We start from the raw sequence: 16,886 nt of genomic DNA on the forward strand, positions 1-16,886 counted from the left end.
CGTCCGATCATGCCACTCCGAGGTGCGCCCGCCGCGCTCCGTGCGCAGCCGCGGCGACGTCGCGTGCGAGGCGCTCCATCGCCTCGTCGGTCAGATCGTGCACCGTCAGTCGCAACCACCGTGATGGCCCCCCACCGTCCGCGAGGGTGAATTCATCGCCGCCTCGAGCGAGCCAACCGCGCCGCATCAGCAGCCCCACCGCCTCGCGCGCGGACCCGCCGACATCCACCCAGGCGTTCAGGCCGTCCGGAACGTTCGCGGAGACGCCCTGCTCGTGGAGGAGACGGACGAAGGCCAGGTTGCGGGCGGCATAGTGTGCCGCGGCGTCGTCGATCCCCGCCAGTACGTCGGAATCCGAGAGAAGGGCATGGACGAGTCGTTGCAGGAGATGACTCACCCACGTGGTCCCGGGGGTGAGGCGCCTGGCCAACCCGGACGCGGTGTCGGCGTCGGAGGAGACGACGGCCAGACACATGTCGGGGCCGAGGAACTTCGACACCGATCGCACGAGAGCCCAGCGTCGGTGGCCCGACGGCACGACGGAGTGGAAGGGTCGCGTGGACAGAAGCGAGTAGTGGTCGTCCTCGATGACGAGGACGTACGGATGCGCGGCCAGGACGGAGCGCAAGGCATGGGCGCGCCGGGCGGAGACGCTCGCGCCGGAGGGGTTCTGAGCCCGGGGTGTGCACACCACGGCTCTCACGCCGGCGGCCAGGGCGTCGCGAAGCCCGGCGACCGTCATCCCCTCGTCATCGCAGGCGATCGGCACGGCGCGGTAGCCACCGACCTGGACGGTGTGCTTGCTCGTGAGGAAGCACGGATCCTCGAGGCCCATCGCGTCCTCTCGTGCGAGGGCTTGCGCGAGCAGCCGCTCGACGGCGTCCGCCGCCCCGCTCGTGACGGTCAGGCGCGCCCGTGCCGCGTTCGTCGCGTCCGCCATCCACGCGGTGGCCCAGTGCTCCAGACCCGGGTCGATCATCGGCTCGCCGTAGAGCACGGGGTGACCACCGGCGCGGGCGAGAGCGGGGGAGAGGTCCGGGATCAGTCGAGGGTCGGGGTTGCCGGTGCCGAGGTCATGCAAGGCGCTGTCGTGGGCGTAACCTTCCTGAGCCACGGCCGTGGGTGCGGCGATCCGCGTGCCGCTGCGCCCACGAGAGACCACGAGTCCGGAGGCCGCGAGCTGACGGTAGGCGGCCACGGCCGTGTTCCGGTTCACGCCCAGGTCGAGCGCCAGCACGCGGACCGGAGGCAGGGCATCGCCGGGTTGCAACTCGCCCCGGTCGATGCCGGATCGGACGCTCGCGGCGATCTCCGCGGCGGTCGTCCCCTGGATGTGTCGGTGCATGACCTGATCCTCTCGCAGTGCTGCTTCAGCCGCGGTGTCGATGATATCGTTTGGCCTAGATCAAAACCTGTTCATGTCTGTGTCGCCCGAGCGACCTCCGAAAGGACACCCGTGACCACCAACGCCACCGGATCCGACCGCGTCAAGCGCGGCCTCGCCGAGATGCTCAAGGGCGGTGTGATCATGGACGTCGTCACGGCGGACCAGGCCAAGATCGCCGAAGACGCCGGCGCGGTGGCGGTCATGGCCCTCGAGCGCGTCCCCGCAGACATCCGCGCCCAGGGCGGGGTTGCCCGCATGAGCGATCCGGACCTCATCGACGACATCATCGCGTCGGTGTCGATCCCGGTGATGGCCAAGGCGCGGATCGGGCACTTCGTCGAGGCGCAGGTCCTGCAGCAGCTGGGCGTGGACTACATCGACGAATCCGAGGTGCTGTCCCCGGCGGACTACGTCAACCACATCGACAAATGGGGCTTCACCGTCCCGTTCGTGTGCGGGGCGACCAACCTGGGGGAGGCGCTGCGCCGTATCAACGAGGGTGCCGCGATGATCCGGTCCAAGGGCGAGGCGGGCACGGGCGACGTGTCCGAGGCGACGAAGCACATCCGGAAGATCACCGGTGAGATCAACGCCCTGCGCTCGATGAGCCGCGACGAACTGTATGTCGCCGCGAAGGAGTTGCAGGCGCCGTACGAGCTCGTGGCCGAGGTCGCCGAGACCGGATCCCTTCCCGTCGTGCTCTTCGTCGCGGGCGGTGTCGCCACGCCCGCCGATGCGGCGATGATGATGCAGATGGGGGCAGACGGGGTCTTCGTGGGCTCGGGGATCTTCAAATCCGGCAATCCGGCCGAGCGTGCCGCTGCGATCGTCAAAGCGACGACGTTCTACGACGACGCGAAGGTCATCGCCGACGTGTCGCGCGGACTGGGCGACGCCATGGTCGGGATCAACGTCGCCGATCTCCCCGCTCCCCACCGCCTCGCTGAGCGTGGCTGGTAGCCTCCGAGTCGGCGTCCTCGCCCTGCAGGGCGACGTCCGGGAGCACCTGCGGGTCCTCCAGAGCCTCGGTGCCGATGCGGTGCGCGTCCGCCGCGCGGAGGATCTCGAAGAGGTCGACGGCCTCGTCCTGCCCGGTGGGGAATCGAGCGTCATCGACAAGCTGGCCCGGTCGTTCGGGGTCGCCGACCCGATTCGCGCCGCGATCCGATCGGGTCTGCCGGTCTATGGAACCTGCGCGGGACTGATCCTGCTCGCCGACCGGATCGAAGGCGGAATCGTCGGTCAGCAGACCTTCGGTGGCCTGGATGTCACCGTGCGCCGCAATGCCTTCGGTGGCCAGGTCGAATCGTTCGAGACGGCGTTGTCGGTGCCGATCCTCGGCGAACGGCCCGTCGACGCGTCCTTCATCCGCGCGCCGCTCGTGGTTCGATCCGGGCCCGGCGTGGAGGTGCTCGCGACCCTTGCTGACGGCGGAGTCGTCGCGGTGCGTCAGGGCGCGGTCCTCGGAACGGCGTTCCACCCGGAGGTCACGGGTGAGAGACGCTTCCACGAGCTGTTCCTCGCGATGATGGCCACGGCCGGACGGACCCGGCGGTCGCGGCCCGTCGCGCCTCGATAGAATGGCGGGTATGTCCGGTCACTCCAAGTGGGCGACGACCAAGCACAAGAAGGCCGTCATCGACGCCCGACGCGCGAAGTCGTTCGCCAAGCTCATCAAGAACATCGAGGTCGCCGCCAAGATCGGCGGCGCCGACCTCGCAGGCAATCCGACGCTGTACGACGCCGTGCAGAAGGCGAAGAAGACGTCGGTGCCCAATGACAACATCGACCGTGCGATCAAGCGCGGCGCCGGGATCGGCGGCGAGGCCGTCGAGTACCAGACGATCATGTACGAGGCCTACGGGCCCAACGGCGTGGCCCTGATGGTGGAATGCCTCACGGACAATAAGAACCGTGCGGCTGCAGAGGTGCGCACCGCGCTGACTCGGAACAACGGCACTCTGGCAGACCCCGGCAGTGTGGCGTACAACTTCACCCGCAAGGGCGTCATCGTCGTGTCGGACGAGGGGACGACCGAAGACGACGTGATGCTCGCCGTCCTCGACGCGGGCGCCGAAGAGGTGGAGCCGCACGAGAAGGGCTTCGAGATCCTCACCGAAGCCTCGGAGGTCGTGGCCGTCCGGACCGCTCTGCAGGAAGCCGGAATCGACTACGAGTCCGCCGACGTCGAGTTCGTACCGAACCTGAAGGTGGAGGTCGACGCCGACACCGCCCGCAAGATCTTCCGACTCATCGACGCCCTCGAGGACAGCGATGACGTTCAGAACGTCTTCAGCAACGTCGACATCACGCCCGACGTGCAGGCCGAACTGGCGGAGGACGAGGACGAGTGAGCGCGGGCGCGCCTGGTGCGTCGGGCGCGCGTCGACGCATAGCGTGAACGCGTGACCCTCCGTGTGCTCGGTATCGACCCCGGCCTGACCCGGTGCGGCATCGGGGTCGTCGATGTCCGGCCCGATCGCTCGGCCTCGCTCGTGCACGTCGGCGTCGTGCGCTCGGCATCCGATGCACCCATTCAGGTCCGTCTGGCCGCGATCGCGCAGGGGATCCGTGAGGTCATCGCCGCACACGATCCCGGCGTCGTGGCTGTGGAGCGCGTCTTCGCGCAGCAGAACCGCAGCACGGTCATGGGCACTGCTCAGGCCAGCGGGGTCGCGCTGCTCCTGGCGGCCGAGAGCGGGCTTCCCGCGGCGACCCACACCCCGAGCGAGGTCAAGGCCGCGATCACCGGCTATGGATCGGCGGACAAGCGGCAGGTGCAGACGATGGTGGCGCGGGTCCTGCGGCTGGACGACCTCCCGCGTCCGGCGGATGCGGCCGACGCGCTGGCACTCGCGTTGTGTCACGCGTGGCGGGGGACTTCCGCCGCCGCGGCCGATGCCTCGCCCCTCACACCCGCGCAGCGCGCATGGGCGCAGGCGGAACGCTCGACTCGCCGCTAGCGTGTCGCTCGAACATACCTCCGAAGCGGGCGCCTAGGGTGGTGGCATGATCTCCTCCTTGCGCGGACGCGTGCTGCACACCGAACCCGACAGCGTCGTCGTCGACGTGGGCGGGGTCGGATTCGCCGTCGCCGTCACCCCGCAGGTGGTGCGCGCCGCTCACCTCGGCGATGAGCTGCACCTTCACACCTCCCTCATCGTGCGCGAAGATGCGCTGGCGCTGTTCGGCTTCATGGAGCGGGAGGAGCTGACCGTCTTCAGTCAGCTCCTGGGTGTCACCGGTGTCGGGCCGAAGTCCGCACTCGGGGTGCTGGCGACCCTCACGGTGCCGCAGATCGCGGATGCCGTCACCGCCGACGACGACGCTCCCTTCCGGAAGGTCTCGGGCATCGGGCCCAAGACGGCGAAACTCATCGTCGTCCAGCTGGCGGGAAAGCTCGCACCGTCTCGGCCCGCGCAGGGCGCCGCGGGCACGGCCGGCGGAGCCGCCGACGTGCCGTCACAGGTGGTCGAGGCTCTGATCGGCCTCGGATGGCCGGAGCGCCTGGCCGCCGAGACCACCTCGGCTGTCGCGGCCGATACCGCCACCGCCGACCGCGCCACCGTCGGCGGGTTGCTTCGCGCCGCCCTGGCCCAGCTCGGACCGTCACGCAAGGAGCACGTGAATGGCTGATCCGATCGGTGAGAACCCCGTCGACGCGCATCTCGCCGACGAGTCGGAACTCGCCATCGAGGGAGCGCTGCGCCCGACCTCCCTGGGCGAGTTCATCGGGCAGCAGAAGGTCCGCGGTCAGCTGCAGCTGCTCCTGGATGCCGCCCGGATGCAGAATCGGCCGGCTGACCACATCCTCCTCGCCGGCCCACCCGGTCTCGGGAAGACCACCCTGGCGATGATCGTCGCCCAGGAGAGCGGCCGTACGCTCCGACTGTCGAACGGCCCGGCGATCCAGCATGCCGGCGACCTCGCCGCGCTGTTGTCGAGCCTCGTCCCCGGGGATGTGCTCTTCATCGATGAGATCCATCGAATGGCGCGTTCCGCGGAAGAGATGCTGTACCTGGCGATGGAGGATTTCCGCATCGACATCATGGTCGGGAAAGGGGCGGGTGCGACGAGCATCCCGCTCGACCTCGCCCCGTTCACTCTGGTGGGCGCGACCACGCGGTCGGGCCTGCTGCCCAATCCGCTGCGCGACCGGTTCGGGTTCACCGCGCACCTGGAGTTCTACGACGACGACGAACTCGAGGCAGTCGTCGCGCGGTCGGCGCGCACGCTCGAGGTGGACCTGCCGCCGACGGCCCGCGCCGAGATCGCCCGACGCTCCCGGGGGACGCCGCGCATCGCGAATCGTCTGTTGCGACGCGTCCGAGACTTCCTCGTCGTGCATGGCCGCTCCGCCGACGCATCTGTGGCGGACGTCGGTGCCGCACTCGACCTCTACGACGTCGATGCGATCGGGCTCGATCGACTGGACCGGGCGGTGCTGGACGCCGTCGTGCGGCGGTTCCGAGGCGGTCCCGTGGGATTGAACACCCTCGCGGTCACGGTCGGCGAGGAATCGGAGACGATCGAATCGGTGGTCGAGCCCTATCTGGTTCGCATCGGCTTCCTGGGACGAACCCCCCGCGGCCGCATCGCGACCCCGGAGGCGTACGCACACCTCGGCGTACCGCACGCCGAGGTGGCACTGGGATTCGATGACCTATAATCTCTGGAGGCTCCGGCCGACCCCACCCCGATGAACCGCGCGTCCGCGCGCGCGACGAAAGGCATCGCCTCGCCCATGGACTTCGCGCTCTTCTTCTCCAACTACGGCCTGATCATCCTTCTGATCCTGCTCCTGGTCTTCATGTTCTGGAGCTCGCGCCGCCGGATGCAGAAGCAGAAGCTCGAGCAGGAGGAGAAGGCCCGTCAGACGATCCCCGGTGCCGAGGTGCTGCTGCAGGGAGGCCTGTACGGGACGATCATCGAGTTCGACGGCGAGAACCTCGACCAGCCCGCCGTGGTCGCCATCGCCCCCGGTGTGGAGATCAAGGTGCACAGCCAGGCCATCCTCCGTGTGGTCAACCCCGCGGAGGGCGTCGTGACCGAGGACGAGTTCCTCGAGGCCGAAGTCAGCCAGGAGGAGTACGCCGCCGGAGTCGCCGACGGTGAGATCTCGTCGCTGAGCGACGATGCACGCGAGGCCCGCGAGACCGAGGCCCGCGAGAACGACGACAAGAGCAAGCCCGACGCCTGAGCAGGCGCCGGCCCGCTCCGAAGAAAGCTGATCCTCCGTGGCGACACCCACCCCCGTCCGGCACGCCTGGCGTGCACTGATCGGACTGCTGGTCATCACCGGCGTCCTGTTTGGCATCAATGCCCTCGGCGTCTACGTGTTCAAGGAGAGCTCGTGGACTCCTGAGCTTGCGCTGGACCTGCAGGGTGGCACCCAGATCATTCTCGAGGCGCAGACGGCGGACGGCGTGGAGCCGTCCGACGAGCAGATGCAGCAGGCGGTCACCATCATCCGTCAGCGCGTGGATGCGTCAGGCGTCGGCGAAGCTGACGTGACCACCGAGGGCGGCAAGAACATCGTCGTCCAGATTCCCGGCGAGGCGGACGAGCAGACGCGGGAGCGCATCGAGGCTTCGGCTCAGCTGCAGCTGCGGGCCGTGCTGTTCGCCGGGGCGGCGCCGAACACCTACATCGGCGAGGACGGCAACGCGACACCGTACCCGACCCCGGACCCGACGCTCGAGGCGACCCCGAGCATCGAGCCGACCGACGGCAGCGACACCAACTGGATCACGCCCGCGCTCCAGGCCGAGTTCCTCGCCTACGACTGCGACGACCCCGCGAACGACCCGGCCGCAGCTCCGGCGGACCAGCCGCTGATCACCTGCGACGCCGACAACACGGTCAAGTACATCCTCGGCCCGGTGGAACTGGACGGTTCATCGATCGACGATGCCAGCTCCGGCCTGGAGCAGACGACCAACCGGTGGGCGGTGAACCTCGAATTCGACGACGAGGGCACCCGCGTCTTCGGCGAGATCAGCCAGCGCCTGTTCGGCGCGACCTCACCGCTGGACCAGTTCGCCTTCGTTCTGGACGGCTACGTCTTGACGGCCCCGCAGATGAATTCCGTCATTCTCGGTGGCAACCCCAGCATCACGGGCGACTTCACCCAGGAGACGGCGCAGGTGCTGGCGGATCAGCTCAAGTACGGCGCGCTTCCCCTCAGTTTCGAGGTTGTCAGCTCCGACACGATCTCGGCCACCCTCGGCACTCAGCAGCTCCAGGCGGGTCTGATCGCGGGACTGATCGGCCTCGCCCTCGTGGCCGTCTACTCCTTGCTGGTGTATCGCACGCTCGGTTTCGTGATCATCGCGTCGTTGGCCGTCATGGCGGTGCTGACGTACATCATGCTCGCGATCCTCGCCTGGCGGATGGGGTTCCGGCTCTCGCTGGCCGGCGTCGCCGGCCTCATCGTCGCGATCGGGTTCACCGCGGACTCGTTCATCGTCTACTTCGAACGCATCCGCGACGAACTGCGTGACGGCAAGTCGATCACGACGGCCGTCGAAGACGGATGGTCGCGCGCCAAGAGGACGATCTACATCTCCAAGTCGATCAACATCCTCGCCGCGGTGGTGCTGTACATCCTCGCCGACGCGACGGTGAAGGGCTTCGCCTTCACTCTCGGCCTGACCACGGCCATCGACATCCTCATCTTCATCCTGTTCACCCACCCGGTCATGCAGCTCTTGGCGCGAACGCGTTTCTTCGGATCGGGCCACCCGCTCTCGGGCATGGATCCCGCAGCACTGGGGGCGGTCTACCGGGGCCGCGCGCAGTTCCGGGCCCCCGTCGCGCAGGGCGGTCGTGGCGGCGCGGCCAAGCGGGCAGGACGCTCACGGCACGAAGCCGAGAAGCGTCAGACCATCGCCGAGCGCAAGCGGGCCGAGCTTGCCGCAGCAGATGCGACCCCGGCCACGACCTCGAAGGAGGGGGACGACTGATGCGCTCCATGAGCCAGCTCGGAAACGACCTGTACACCGGCAAGACGTCTTTCCCGTTCGTCGGCCGCCGTCGCCTGTGGTTCATCATCGCGGCCGTCCTCGTGATCGGGTCGGCGCTGGTGCCGCTGTTCCGTCCGATCCAGTTCTCGATCGAGTTCACCGGCGGGTCGCAGTTCACCGTCTCCAGTCTGTCCTCGCCCGATCAGTCGCTCGCTGCCGACGCCGTCCAGGAGGTCGTTCCGGACGCGACGGTGAAGGTGACCACGGTCGGCGACAGCGCCGTGCGGGTCCAGACCGACCAGATGACCGATGCCGAGACCCGTGACGTCGCCACGGCACTGGCCACCGCCTACGACGTGCCCGAGGCGGAGGTGACGACCTCGTTCATCGGCCCGAGCTGGGGACAGGACGTGACCCGTCAATCCCTGTGGGGGCTCGCGATCTTCCTCGCCCTCACGTTCCTGATCCTCGCGCTCTACTTCCGCACCTGGAAGATGTCGGCGGCCGCGATCCTGGGGCTGGTCGACGTGCTGGTGATCACGGTCGGCATCTACGCCCTCGCGGGCTTCGAGATCTCGCCCGCGGCGGTCATCGGGTTCCTCACGATCCTCGCCTATTCGCTGTACGACACCACCGTCGTCTTCGACAAGATCCGGGAGAACACCAGCGAAGACGGCGAGATCTCGGGCCGCACCTTCGGGGAATCCGTGAACCTCGCCGTCAACCAGACGCTGGTCCGTTCGATCAACACCACCGTCGTCGCGATCCTGCCCGTCGGCGCGATCCTGTTCATCGGCCCGTGGCTCGGGGCGGAGACCCTCAGCGATATCTCGCTGTCGATCTTCGTCGGCATCATCGTCGCGGCCTACTCGACGCTCTTCGTCGCGGCGCCGCTGTACTCGCTGTTCCGGGAGAACGAGCCGGGTATGAAGGCCCGCGACGAGAAGGTGCGCGAGGCCCGCGTACTCGCGGGCTCACCGGCCGGCGCGTGAGGGCCGACCCCGGGCGTAGGATGAGGGGACCCGTCGCGGGGGAGGAGATCCGATGACCGAAGCCGCCCCTCCCGCGCAGTCGTCGTTGCGCCGTTTGGTGCCGCGCATCTTCTCGCGCGCGGCCCGGCGGGATGACGTCGAGACCCTGATCCGCGCGGTCCGGACCCATCATCCCAAGAGCGACCTCACGATCATCGAGCGGGCCTACGGGGTGGCGGATGCGGCCCACGCGGGGCAGAAACGCCAGAGTGGCGAGCCCTACATCACGCATCCGCTCGCCGTCGCGCAGATCCTCGCGGAGCTGGGTCTCGGCCCCAAGGCCATCGCCGCCGCCCTCCTTCACGACACGGTGGAAGACACCGACTACCCGCTCGATGCGCTGAACGCCGAGTTCGGCGACGAGGTCTCGATGCTCGTCGACGGCGTCACCAAGCTCGACAAGGTCAAGTACGGCGAAAGTGCCCAGGCCGAGACGGTCCGCAAGATGATCGTCGCGATGTCGAAGGACATCCGTGTGCTGGTCATCAAGCTGGCAGACCGGTTGCACAACGCCCGCACCTGGGGTTTCGTCCCACCGCACAAGGCCGCGAAGAAGGCCACGGAGACGCTCGAGATCTACGCGCCGCTGGCGCACCGTCTCGGCATCCAGACGATCAAGTCGGAACTCGAGGATCTGTCCTTCGCCGTGCTGCATCCGAAGCTCTACGCCGAGATCGACAGCCTCGTCAAGCAGCGGACACCGCAGCGCGAGCAGTACGTGCAGAACGTCATCGACGCGGTGGACTCGGATCTTCGCGATCTCCGCATCCGCGGGCGGGTGATGGGACGACCGAAGCAGTTGTACTCCGTCTACCAGAAGATGGTGGTGCGCGGCCGGGAGTTCGATGACATCTACGACCTCATCGGCATCCGCGTCCTCGTGGGAAGCGTGCGCGATTGCTACGCGGTGCTCGGATCGATCCACGCGCGCTGGACGCCGCTCCCCGGTCGATTCAAGGACTACATCGCCACCCCGAAGTTCAACCTCTATCAGTCACTGCACACGACGGTGATCGGCCCGGGCGGCCGGACGGTGGAGATCCAGATCCGTACCCACGAGATGCACCAGCAGGCGGAGTACGGCGTGGCGGCGCACTGGAAGTACAAGGAGCAGATCGCCGGAGGCAAGGCGGACGGCAAGGCCGTCGACGCCGACATGGCCTGGCTCGCGCACATCTCCGATTGGCAGGCCGAAACCGCCGACCCCGGCGAATTCCTCGACTCGCTGCGTTTCGAGATCGGCGCCAAGGAGGTCTACGTCTTCACGCCGAAGGGTCGTGTGATCGGCTTGCCCTCCGGGGCGACCACGGTCGATTTCGCCTATGCCGTCCACACCGAGATCGGCCACCGGACGATGGGCGCGAAAGTCAACGGTCGGCTCGTGCCGTTGGAGACGGAGCTGACCAGCGGCGATGTCGTGGAGGTCTTCACGTCGAAGAATCCCGATGCCGGTCCGAGTCAGGATTGGCTCGGATTCGTCAAGAGCACGCGCGCGCGCAACAAGATTCGCGGATGGTTCACCAAAGAGCGGCGCGAAGAGGCGATCGAGCAGGGCAAGGAGTCGATCGCCCGAGCGATGCGACGACAGAATCTCCCCCTGCAACGCCTCATGAGCCAGGACTCGTTCACCGAAGTCGCCCAGCAGCTGCGCTACGAGGACGTGTCGGCGCTGTACGCCGCGGTGGGCGAGGGTCATGTCTCGACGCAGTCGGTGATCGAGAAGGTCACCGCTCTCGTGGCCGCCGAGGAAACCGCCACCGGGCCGATCGACATCCCGATCGTCGGACGCTCCCGCCAGCCTCGTGCCGGCGACTCGGGCGTCCTGGTTCGCGGTGCACCGGACATCCTCGTCAAGCTGGCCAAGTGCTGCACGCCCGTCCCCGGCGACGAGATCGTCGGATTCATCACGCGCGGCAGCGGGGTGTCCGTCCACCGCGCTGACTGCACGAACGTGAAGTCGCTCATGCAAGATCCCGAGCGTCTGATCGACGTGGAGTGGGGGTCGACGTCCAAGAGCGTCTTCCTCGTCCAGATCCAGGTGGAGGCGCTGGACCGCTCGGGCCTTCTCAGCGACATCACCAGGGTGCTCAGCGAACATCACGTCAACATCCTCTCGGCGTCGGTGTCGACCTCCAACGATCGCTTGGCCATCAGCAAGTTCGTCTTCGAGATGGGGGACATCGTCCACCTCGACCGCGTCCTGAACGCCGTTCGCCGGGTCGACGCCGTGTACGACGTCTATCGCGTCACGTCCTCCTGACCGACGCAAGGGCCGTCAGCAGTGCCGAGGCACGTCGTCGATGCGGTAGCCGTTCTCGCGCCTCGATCCATGCCAGAGCCGGGGCCACCGCCTCGGGCGCGACCCGGGCCAGCGCACGCGCTGCCGCGCGCTGGTGTTCGTCCGCGCTTCGGGCGAGATCGGCGAGCGTGCGTGCGGGGGTTGTGACCCAGATGCCGCCGATCCGTGCGCGATCGGCCGCGGGGATCGCGCGATCGTGCAGCACACGCCGTCGATCGAAGACGTGGTGAAGGCGTGAGGACTCGGTGCGGCACACCGCGTGCCGAGCGGGAGGCTCCGCGCGTCCGCCGTGCACCCACGCGGCGGAGAGGTGGCTGATCGTCAGCGACGGCGGCGCCACGGCGCTCAGCGATCGCGCGCGCAACTCCGCCGTCTCCACGGCGTCGAAGGGCATGTACGCCTCGCCCACCTCGACGATGTGCCCGTCCAAGCGCGCCGCCGACAACTCGGCAGGAGACAGGTCGGAACCGGCGAAGTAGAGGAAGCGCGTGGTCACGACCCCAGTGTGCTCCGGAGGGATCCGTCGGAGCGGCGGATGTCGTGATCTGTGGACGGTGTCTCAGCCGCCGAGCGCTCGGAGCCACCCTCGGCGCGCCTCGAGCGCGTCCTTGGCGGCAGCGATCTTGCGAGCATCGCCGCCGGCTTCGGCATCGACGAGGTCTTGCTCGAGTTTGGCGATCGCGTCGTGCAGCTGACGGGTCATGTCATTTGCACGGGCCTTGGTCTCGGGGTTGTTCCGCTTCCAGTCGGCATCCTCGCGGGCGCGGACGCTCTGCTCGATCTTTCGCAGGTCGTCGTCCAGGGCGCGTTCCGCTTCGCGGGGGTGGATGCGACCGATCTCATCCCAACGCCGTTGAACACCCGTCAGGAGCGCACGCGCCTTGGACAGATCCGACTCGTCGGCGATCGGCGCGGCTTCGGCGAGCAGCTCCTTCTTCGCGGCGATCTTCTCCTTGGAAGCCTCGGCGTCCGCGGCGGCGCGCTCCGAACGCGCCTGGAAGAGCGCGTCGCCCGCGGCCTTGAACCGCGCCCAGAGGGCATCGTCCGCCTTCTTGCCGGCGCGGCCGGCGGCCTTCCACTCGTCCAACAGGGATCGATAGGCGGCGATACCGTCCTCACCCTGCGGCGCGAGCGCCTCCGCGCGCTCGACAAGGCGGTTCTTCCGTTGGCGTACCGCCTTGTGCGCTTCGTCGAGCTGCGCGTAGAACTCGCGCCGGTGCTTGTCGACCGTGGAGCGGGCCTCGCGGAACCGCTTCCAGAGTTGCTGGCCGGCCGACTTGGGCAGGCGCGGGCCGTTCTGCTGATGCTGTTGCCACTCATCGAAGAGGGCGGACATCTCCGCTGACGCCTGCTTCCATTGAACGGTTTGCGGATCGCGTGCGGCAAGTGCCTCGGCCTTCTCCACGATCTGCGTGCGCTCGGCCACGGCATCGTCCACGGCCTGCTTGGCCTCGGCGGCTTCGGTCTCGCTGGCGGCGCTCAGATCGGCGATGAGCGCCTGCAGTCGAGAAGTGAGCCCGGCGAGGTCTCCGACCGCGGCAGCGCCCTCGGTCTTGATCATCACGCCCGCCGCAGCAGCGCGCAGGTCGGAGGCGGAGGCGCCGCCGCGACGGTGTCGCACCTCGAGCAGTGTCACCTCGCTGGCCAGATCGGCGTACTTGCGCTCGAAGTAGGCGAGAGCTTCCGCCGGGCTTCCGTCCGGATACTGTCCGACCACGCGCCAGGCATCGCCCTCGCGCACCGACACGGTGCCCTCATCATCGACGCGTCCCCATGGCTGGTCGGTGGTCTCCGGCGCGGCGGCCGCGTCGGCCACTGCGGGCTCCGCAGCGGGGGTCGTGCTCCGCACGGCGGCCGGGGTGGGCGGAGCCGGCACGGCGGGACCGGCCTCGCGCTCGGGGGTGTCGGAGGTCTGGGGGTCGACGGGAGAGTCTGCTGCGGCAGTCACGGATAGCACCTCATCACGGCACGCGGCCGCCTTCGGGGGATGGACGGTGACAGCCTAGTACGTGCCGACCCCTGGGAAGGGTGCCGGTCAGGGGGTGGCGGAGGTCTCCGGCGTCGGCGACCGGTCACTCGAGGACGGGGACGGCGAAGGGGCCGGGTCGGTGACGACGGCTCCGGTCGGCTCCGGTGTCGGTGCGCCCGGGCCGGCGGTGAAGTACAGCGTCTGCAAGGAGATGATCGCGACGAGGATGACGCCGCCGCCGAGGCCGGCGACGAGGTTGTCGCGCGTGCGCCGCGCGATGCGGTCGTCGTGGAAACGGCGCCGCGCCTCGTAGAGACGTGTGCGTTGGCGCTCTTCGCGGTTCCTGCGATCGTTCCTGGGCACCGGTCCTCCTCTCGGCCCGCAGGCCGGGTCGATCCTATCCGTGACCGCGCGCGGCTCGAGCCACCTCCCGTCCGTCCCTTCGTGCGCGGTGCGGTGTCGGCGGCGACGGGTAGCCTGTGCGGGATGAGTTCGTCGGCGTTGTTCCAAGGGCAGACGCCCCTGGCCGTCCGCATGCGTCCCGCGTCGCTCGATGAGGTCGCCGGTCAGGAACACCTGTTGCGGAAGGGCTCGCCGCTGGTCGCTCTGGCCGATCCCGACGCGGCGACCGCCGGTTCCAGTTCGGTGATCCTCTGGGGCCCGCCGGGAACGGGCAAGACGACCCTCGCGCAGGCCATCGCTCGCTCGTCGGGACGGCGCTTCATCGAGCTGTCGGCGATCACCGCAGGCGTGAAAGACGTGCGGGAGGTCATGCAGGATGCGCTCACGCAGCGCGATCTGTACGGCCAGTCCACGATCCTCTTCCTGGACGAGATCCACCGCTTCACCAAGGCCCAGCAAGACGCGCTCCTCCCGGGTGTCGAGAACGGATGGGTGGTCCTGATCGCCGCGACGACGGAGAACCCGTCCTTCTCGGTGATCTCGCCCTTGCTGTCGAGGTCGCTCCTGCTGACGCTGAAGCCGCTGACCGATGCCGACCTCGCTCTGCTGGTGGACCGCGCCGTGGGCGACGCGCGCGGGTTGGCCGGCGCGGTCGAGCTCGACGATGACGCGCGCGACGCGCTCGTGCGGCTCTCCTCGGGCGATGCTCGCCGCGCGCTGACGGCGCTGGAAGCGGCCGCCGTCCTCGCACGCCCCGCCGTCGACCGCGGGGAGGGCCCGGCCGAGGAGCCGGCGGCCGACGAGGCGACCGACGATACCGAGCGCCCGAAGATCACCGCGGAGCACGTCGCCGCGGCTGTGGACCGGGCGCTGCTGCGCTACGACCGGCAGGGCGACGAGCACTACGACGTCATCAGCGCCTTCATCAAGTCGATCCGGGGTTCCGACGCGGACGCGGCGATGCACTACCTCGCACGCATGATCGAGGCGGGGGAGGACCCGCGGTTCATCGCACGACGCCTCATCATCTCTGCGTCGGAAGACATCGGCCTCGCCGATCCGCAGGCGCTGCCCGTCGCGGTGGCTGCCGCCGACGCCGTCCAGTTCATCGGGATGCCGGAAGGGCGCATACCCCTGGCCGAGGCCACGGCCTACCTCGCCACGGCCGCGAAATCGAACGCCGCCTACCTGGCCATCGACCAGGCGATCGCGGACGTGCGGGCCGGGGGATTCGGTCGTGTCCCCCTGCATCTGCGTGACGCGCACTACCCCGGAGCCAAACGACTGGGTCATGGTCGCGGCTACCTCTATCCCCATGACACCGAGGTCGGTGTCGCCCGACAGCAGTACCTTCCCGATGAGCTGCGCGGGCGTCGGTACTACGAGCCGACCGCGCGAGGGCACGAACGCGATCTGGGCGCGCGCGTCGACAAGATCCGCCGCATCCTTGCGGACGAGAACGGTCACTGAACCTCCGGTTGGCGGTCTGATAAGATCGATCGGCTCGAAACATGAGTTTTCGGGCATCCCCTCTCTCCTCAGACAACCATCCGGCGTGCCCCGGCGTGCAGTTCGGATCGGGCGAGGAGGGGGCGATACGTCCGTGAGCCGCGAAAGACGCGGCCACGTCATCGGAAGGAAGTCTTCGTGGCTACGAAGTCCCAGGACCGCCGCAAGGTCCGCCTCTCGCGCGCGCTCGGCGTCGCGCTCACCCCCAAGGCCGCCCGCTACCTCGAGAAGCGTCCGTACGGGCCCGGCCCGCACGGTCGCAACAAGCGCAAGGCGGACAGCGACTACGCCGTCCGTCTGCGTGAGAAGCAGCGCCTTCGCGAGCAGTACGGCATCCGCGAGAAGCAGATGCGCAACACCTTCAACGAGGCCCGCCGCAAGGACGGCCTGACGGGTGAGAACCTGGTCGAGCTGCTCGAGATGCGTCTCGACGCCCTCGTCGTGCGCGCCGGCTTCGCCCGGACCACCTCGCAGGCCCGCCAGCTGGTCGTGCACCGTCACATCATGGTCGAGGGTCAGACCGTCGACCGTCCGTCGTTCCGCGTGAAGCCGGGTCAGCTCATCCACGTGAAGCCCAAGAGCGAGGGCATGGAGCCGTTCCAGGTCGCGGCCGCCGGCGGTCACGCCGAGGTTCTGCCTCCGGTCCCCGGCTACCTCGAGGTCGAACTCGACAAGCTGCAGGCCCGTCTGGTGCGCCGCCCGAAGCGCGCCGAGGTGCCCGTGGTGTGCGACGTGCAGCTGGTCGTCGAGTACTACGCAGCGCGCTAAGCGCTGCGGAGTACAGCGGCGAAGCCGTCAACGGTACCGGTACGCAGCGCGCTAAGCGCTGCGCAGTACAGCGGCGAAGCCGTCAACGGTACCGGTACGCAGCGCGCTGAGCGCTGCGCAGTACAGCGGCGAAGCCGTCAACGGCATCCGTACGAAGGGCGTCGGGGAGACCCGGCGCCCTTCGTCGTCCCCACCGCCCGCCTCCACCGCCTACGATGGAGCGGCAGGAGACCGAAGGAGATCGTGACATGAAGAACCTCGTCTGGTTCGCGTTCGGAGTCGCCGGCGGCTTCGTCGTCGCCCACATGGTCAACAAGGACCCGCGCGGACACGAGATGCTCGCGGAGATCGATGCGCGCATCGGCGAGTTCACCGATCGCATGGGTGACGCGTATCGCGAACAGGAGACTCGCATCGCCGGCATCGTCGAGAGCGTCGCCGACGCTGCTGCCGAGGCCGTCGCCACGACCAAGGGCGTCGCCGCCGACTCATCCGCCGGCGACTGATCCGCCCAGATCCATCGATGCCCGATCGCACCGGTCGGGCATCCTTTTGC

Annotated in this window: 17 protein-coding genes; 13 read left to right on the top strand and 4 right to left on the bottom strand. The window is 68.6% G+C overall.

Annotated elements, in window-relative coordinates; all coding sequences use genetic code 11:
* Positions 1-7 precede the first annotated feature (7 nt).
* Entirely contained in the window at positions 8-1,345 is a 1,338-nt protein-coding gene (locus tag RZO50_RS12810; RefSeq protein ID WP_322600121.1) for an aminotransferase class I/II-fold pyridoxal phosphate-dependent enzyme, read from the bottom strand.
* Between the two features lie 111 nt (positions 1,346-1,456).
* On the opposite strand from RZO50_RS12810, the gene pdxS reads away from it, so the two are divergent.
* Genes pdxS through RZO50_RS12860 form a run of 10 tightly spaced genes read left to right on the top strand, consistent with a single transcriptional unit; the run spans position 1,457 to position 11,643 of the window.
* On the top strand, positions 1,457-2,347 hold the full coding sequence (gene pdxS / locus RZO50_RS12815) for a pyridoxal 5'-phosphate synthase lyase subunit PdxS (protein ID WP_322600122.1): 891 nt from the start codon (positions 1,457-1,459) through the stop codon (positions 2,345-2,347).
* Positions 2,337-2,966, top strand: a complete 630-nt coding sequence (gene pdxT, locus RZO50_RS12820; protein ID WP_322600123.1) for a pyridoxal 5'-phosphate synthase glutaminase subunit PdxT — start codon at positions 2,337-2,339, stop codon at positions 2,964-2,966. The genes pdxS and pdxT overlap by 11 nt, the downstream gene beginning before the upstream one ends.
* Before the next feature lie 10 nt (positions 2,967-2,976).
* Positions 2,977-3,741: a YebC/PmpR family DNA-binding transcriptional regulator gene (locus RZO50_RS12825; protein WP_322600124.1), complete on the top strand. Its 765-nt coding sequence runs from the start codon at positions 2,977-2,979 to the stop codon at positions 3,739-3,741.
* Positions 3,742-3,792: 51 nt separating this feature from the next.
* Positions 3,793-4,350, top strand: a complete 558-nt coding sequence (gene ruvC, locus RZO50_RS12830; RefSeq protein WP_322600125.1) for a crossover junction endodeoxyribonuclease RuvC — start codon at positions 3,793-3,795, stop codon at positions 4,348-4,350.
* 46 nt (positions 4,351-4,396) lie between these two features.
* The gene (gene ruvA / locus RZO50_RS12835) at positions 4,397-5,023 is read left to right on the top strand and encodes a Holliday junction branch migration protein RuvA (protein ID WP_322600126.1); all 627 of its coding nucleotides are present in this window, start codon (positions 4,397-4,399) and stop codon (positions 5,021-5,023) included.
* Entirely contained in the window at positions 5,016-6,056 is a 1,041-nt protein-coding gene (gene ruvB / locus RZO50_RS12840; RefSeq protein WP_322600127.1) for a Holliday junction branch migration DNA helicase RuvB, read from the top strand. The genes ruvA and ruvB overlap by 8 nt, the downstream gene beginning before the upstream one ends.
* 30 nt (positions 6,057-6,086) lie before the next feature.
* Positions 6,087-6,587, top strand: coding sequence for a preprotein translocase subunit YajC (locus RZO50_RS12845; RefSeq protein ID WP_322600128.1), 501 nt, complete (start codon positions 6,087-6,089; stop codon positions 6,585-6,587).
* Between the two features lie 37 nt (positions 6,588-6,624).
* Complete coding sequence (secD, locus tag RZO50_RS12850; protein ID WP_322600129.1) at positions 6,625-8,352, top strand: protein translocase subunit SecD; 1,728 nt, start codon at positions 6,625-6,627, stop codon at positions 8,350-8,352.
* Positions 8,352-9,344 (top strand): protein translocase subunit SecF, encoded by a 993-nt coding sequence (gene secF / locus RZO50_RS12855; RefSeq protein ID WP_322600130.1) that lies wholly within the window; start codon positions 8,352-8,354, stop codon positions 9,342-9,344. The genes secD and secF overlap by 1 nt, the downstream gene beginning before the upstream one ends.
* Positions 9,345-9,396: 52 nt before the next feature.
* Complete coding sequence (locus RZO50_RS12860) at positions 9,397-11,643, top strand: RelA/SpoT family protein (RefSeq protein WP_322600131.1); 2,247 nt, start codon at positions 9,397-9,399, stop codon at positions 11,641-11,643.
* Here RZO50_RS12860 and RZO50_RS12865 read toward each other — a convergent pair.
* The 3 genes from RZO50_RS12865 to RZO50_RS12875 form a co-directional block, all read right to left on the bottom strand.
* Positions 11,630-12,178 (bottom strand): type IV toxin-antitoxin system AbiEi family antitoxin, encoded by a 549-nt coding sequence (locus tag RZO50_RS12865; RefSeq protein WP_322600132.1) that lies wholly within the window; start codon positions 12,176-12,178, stop codon positions 11,630-11,632. The genes RZO50_RS12860 and RZO50_RS12865 overlap by 14 nt on opposite strands.
* A 63-nt stretch (positions 12,179-12,241) precedes the next feature.
* Complete coding sequence (locus RZO50_RS12870; protein ID WP_416211613.1) at positions 12,242-13,429, bottom strand: DUF349 domain-containing protein; 1,188 nt, start codon at positions 13,427-13,429, stop codon at positions 12,242-12,244.
* A 288-nt stretch (positions 13,430-13,717) separates the two neighbouring features.
* Positions 13,718-14,014, bottom strand: a complete 297-nt coding sequence (locus RZO50_RS12875; protein WP_322600133.1) for a dioxygenase — start codon at positions 14,012-14,014, stop codon at positions 13,718-13,720.
* A 123-nt stretch (positions 14,015-14,137) separates the two neighbouring features.
* Here RZO50_RS12875 and RZO50_RS12880 point away from each other — a divergent pair, with 123 nt between their 5' ends.
* From RZO50_RS12880 to RZO50_RS12890, 3 genes are all read left to right on the top strand, one after another.
* The gene (locus RZO50_RS12880; RefSeq protein ID WP_322600134.1) at positions 14,138-15,523 is read left to right on the top strand and encodes a replication-associated recombination protein A; all 1,386 of its coding nucleotides are present in this window, start codon (positions 14,138-14,140) and stop codon (positions 15,521-15,523) included.
* Between the two features lie 177 nt (positions 15,524-15,700).
* Entirely contained in the window at positions 15,701-16,330 is a 630-nt protein-coding gene (gene rpsD / locus RZO50_RS12885; protein ID WP_322600135.1) for a 30S ribosomal protein S4, read from the top strand.
* A gap of 248 nt (positions 16,331-16,578) precedes the next feature.
* Positions 16,579-16,836 carry an ATPase gene (locus RZO50_RS12890; RefSeq protein ID WP_322600136.1) on the top strand — a complete coding sequence of 86 codons (258 nt, stop codon included), beginning with the start codon at positions 16,579-16,581 and terminating at the stop codon, positions 16,834-16,836.
* The last annotated feature ends 50 nt before the right edge of the window (positions 16,837-16,886 follow it).

The organism is Microbacterium xanthum (genome assembly GCF_034531355.1).
Taxonomy (GTDB): domain Bacteria; phylum Actinomycetota; class Actinomycetes; order Actinomycetales; family Microbacteriaceae; genus Microbacterium; species Microbacterium xanthum.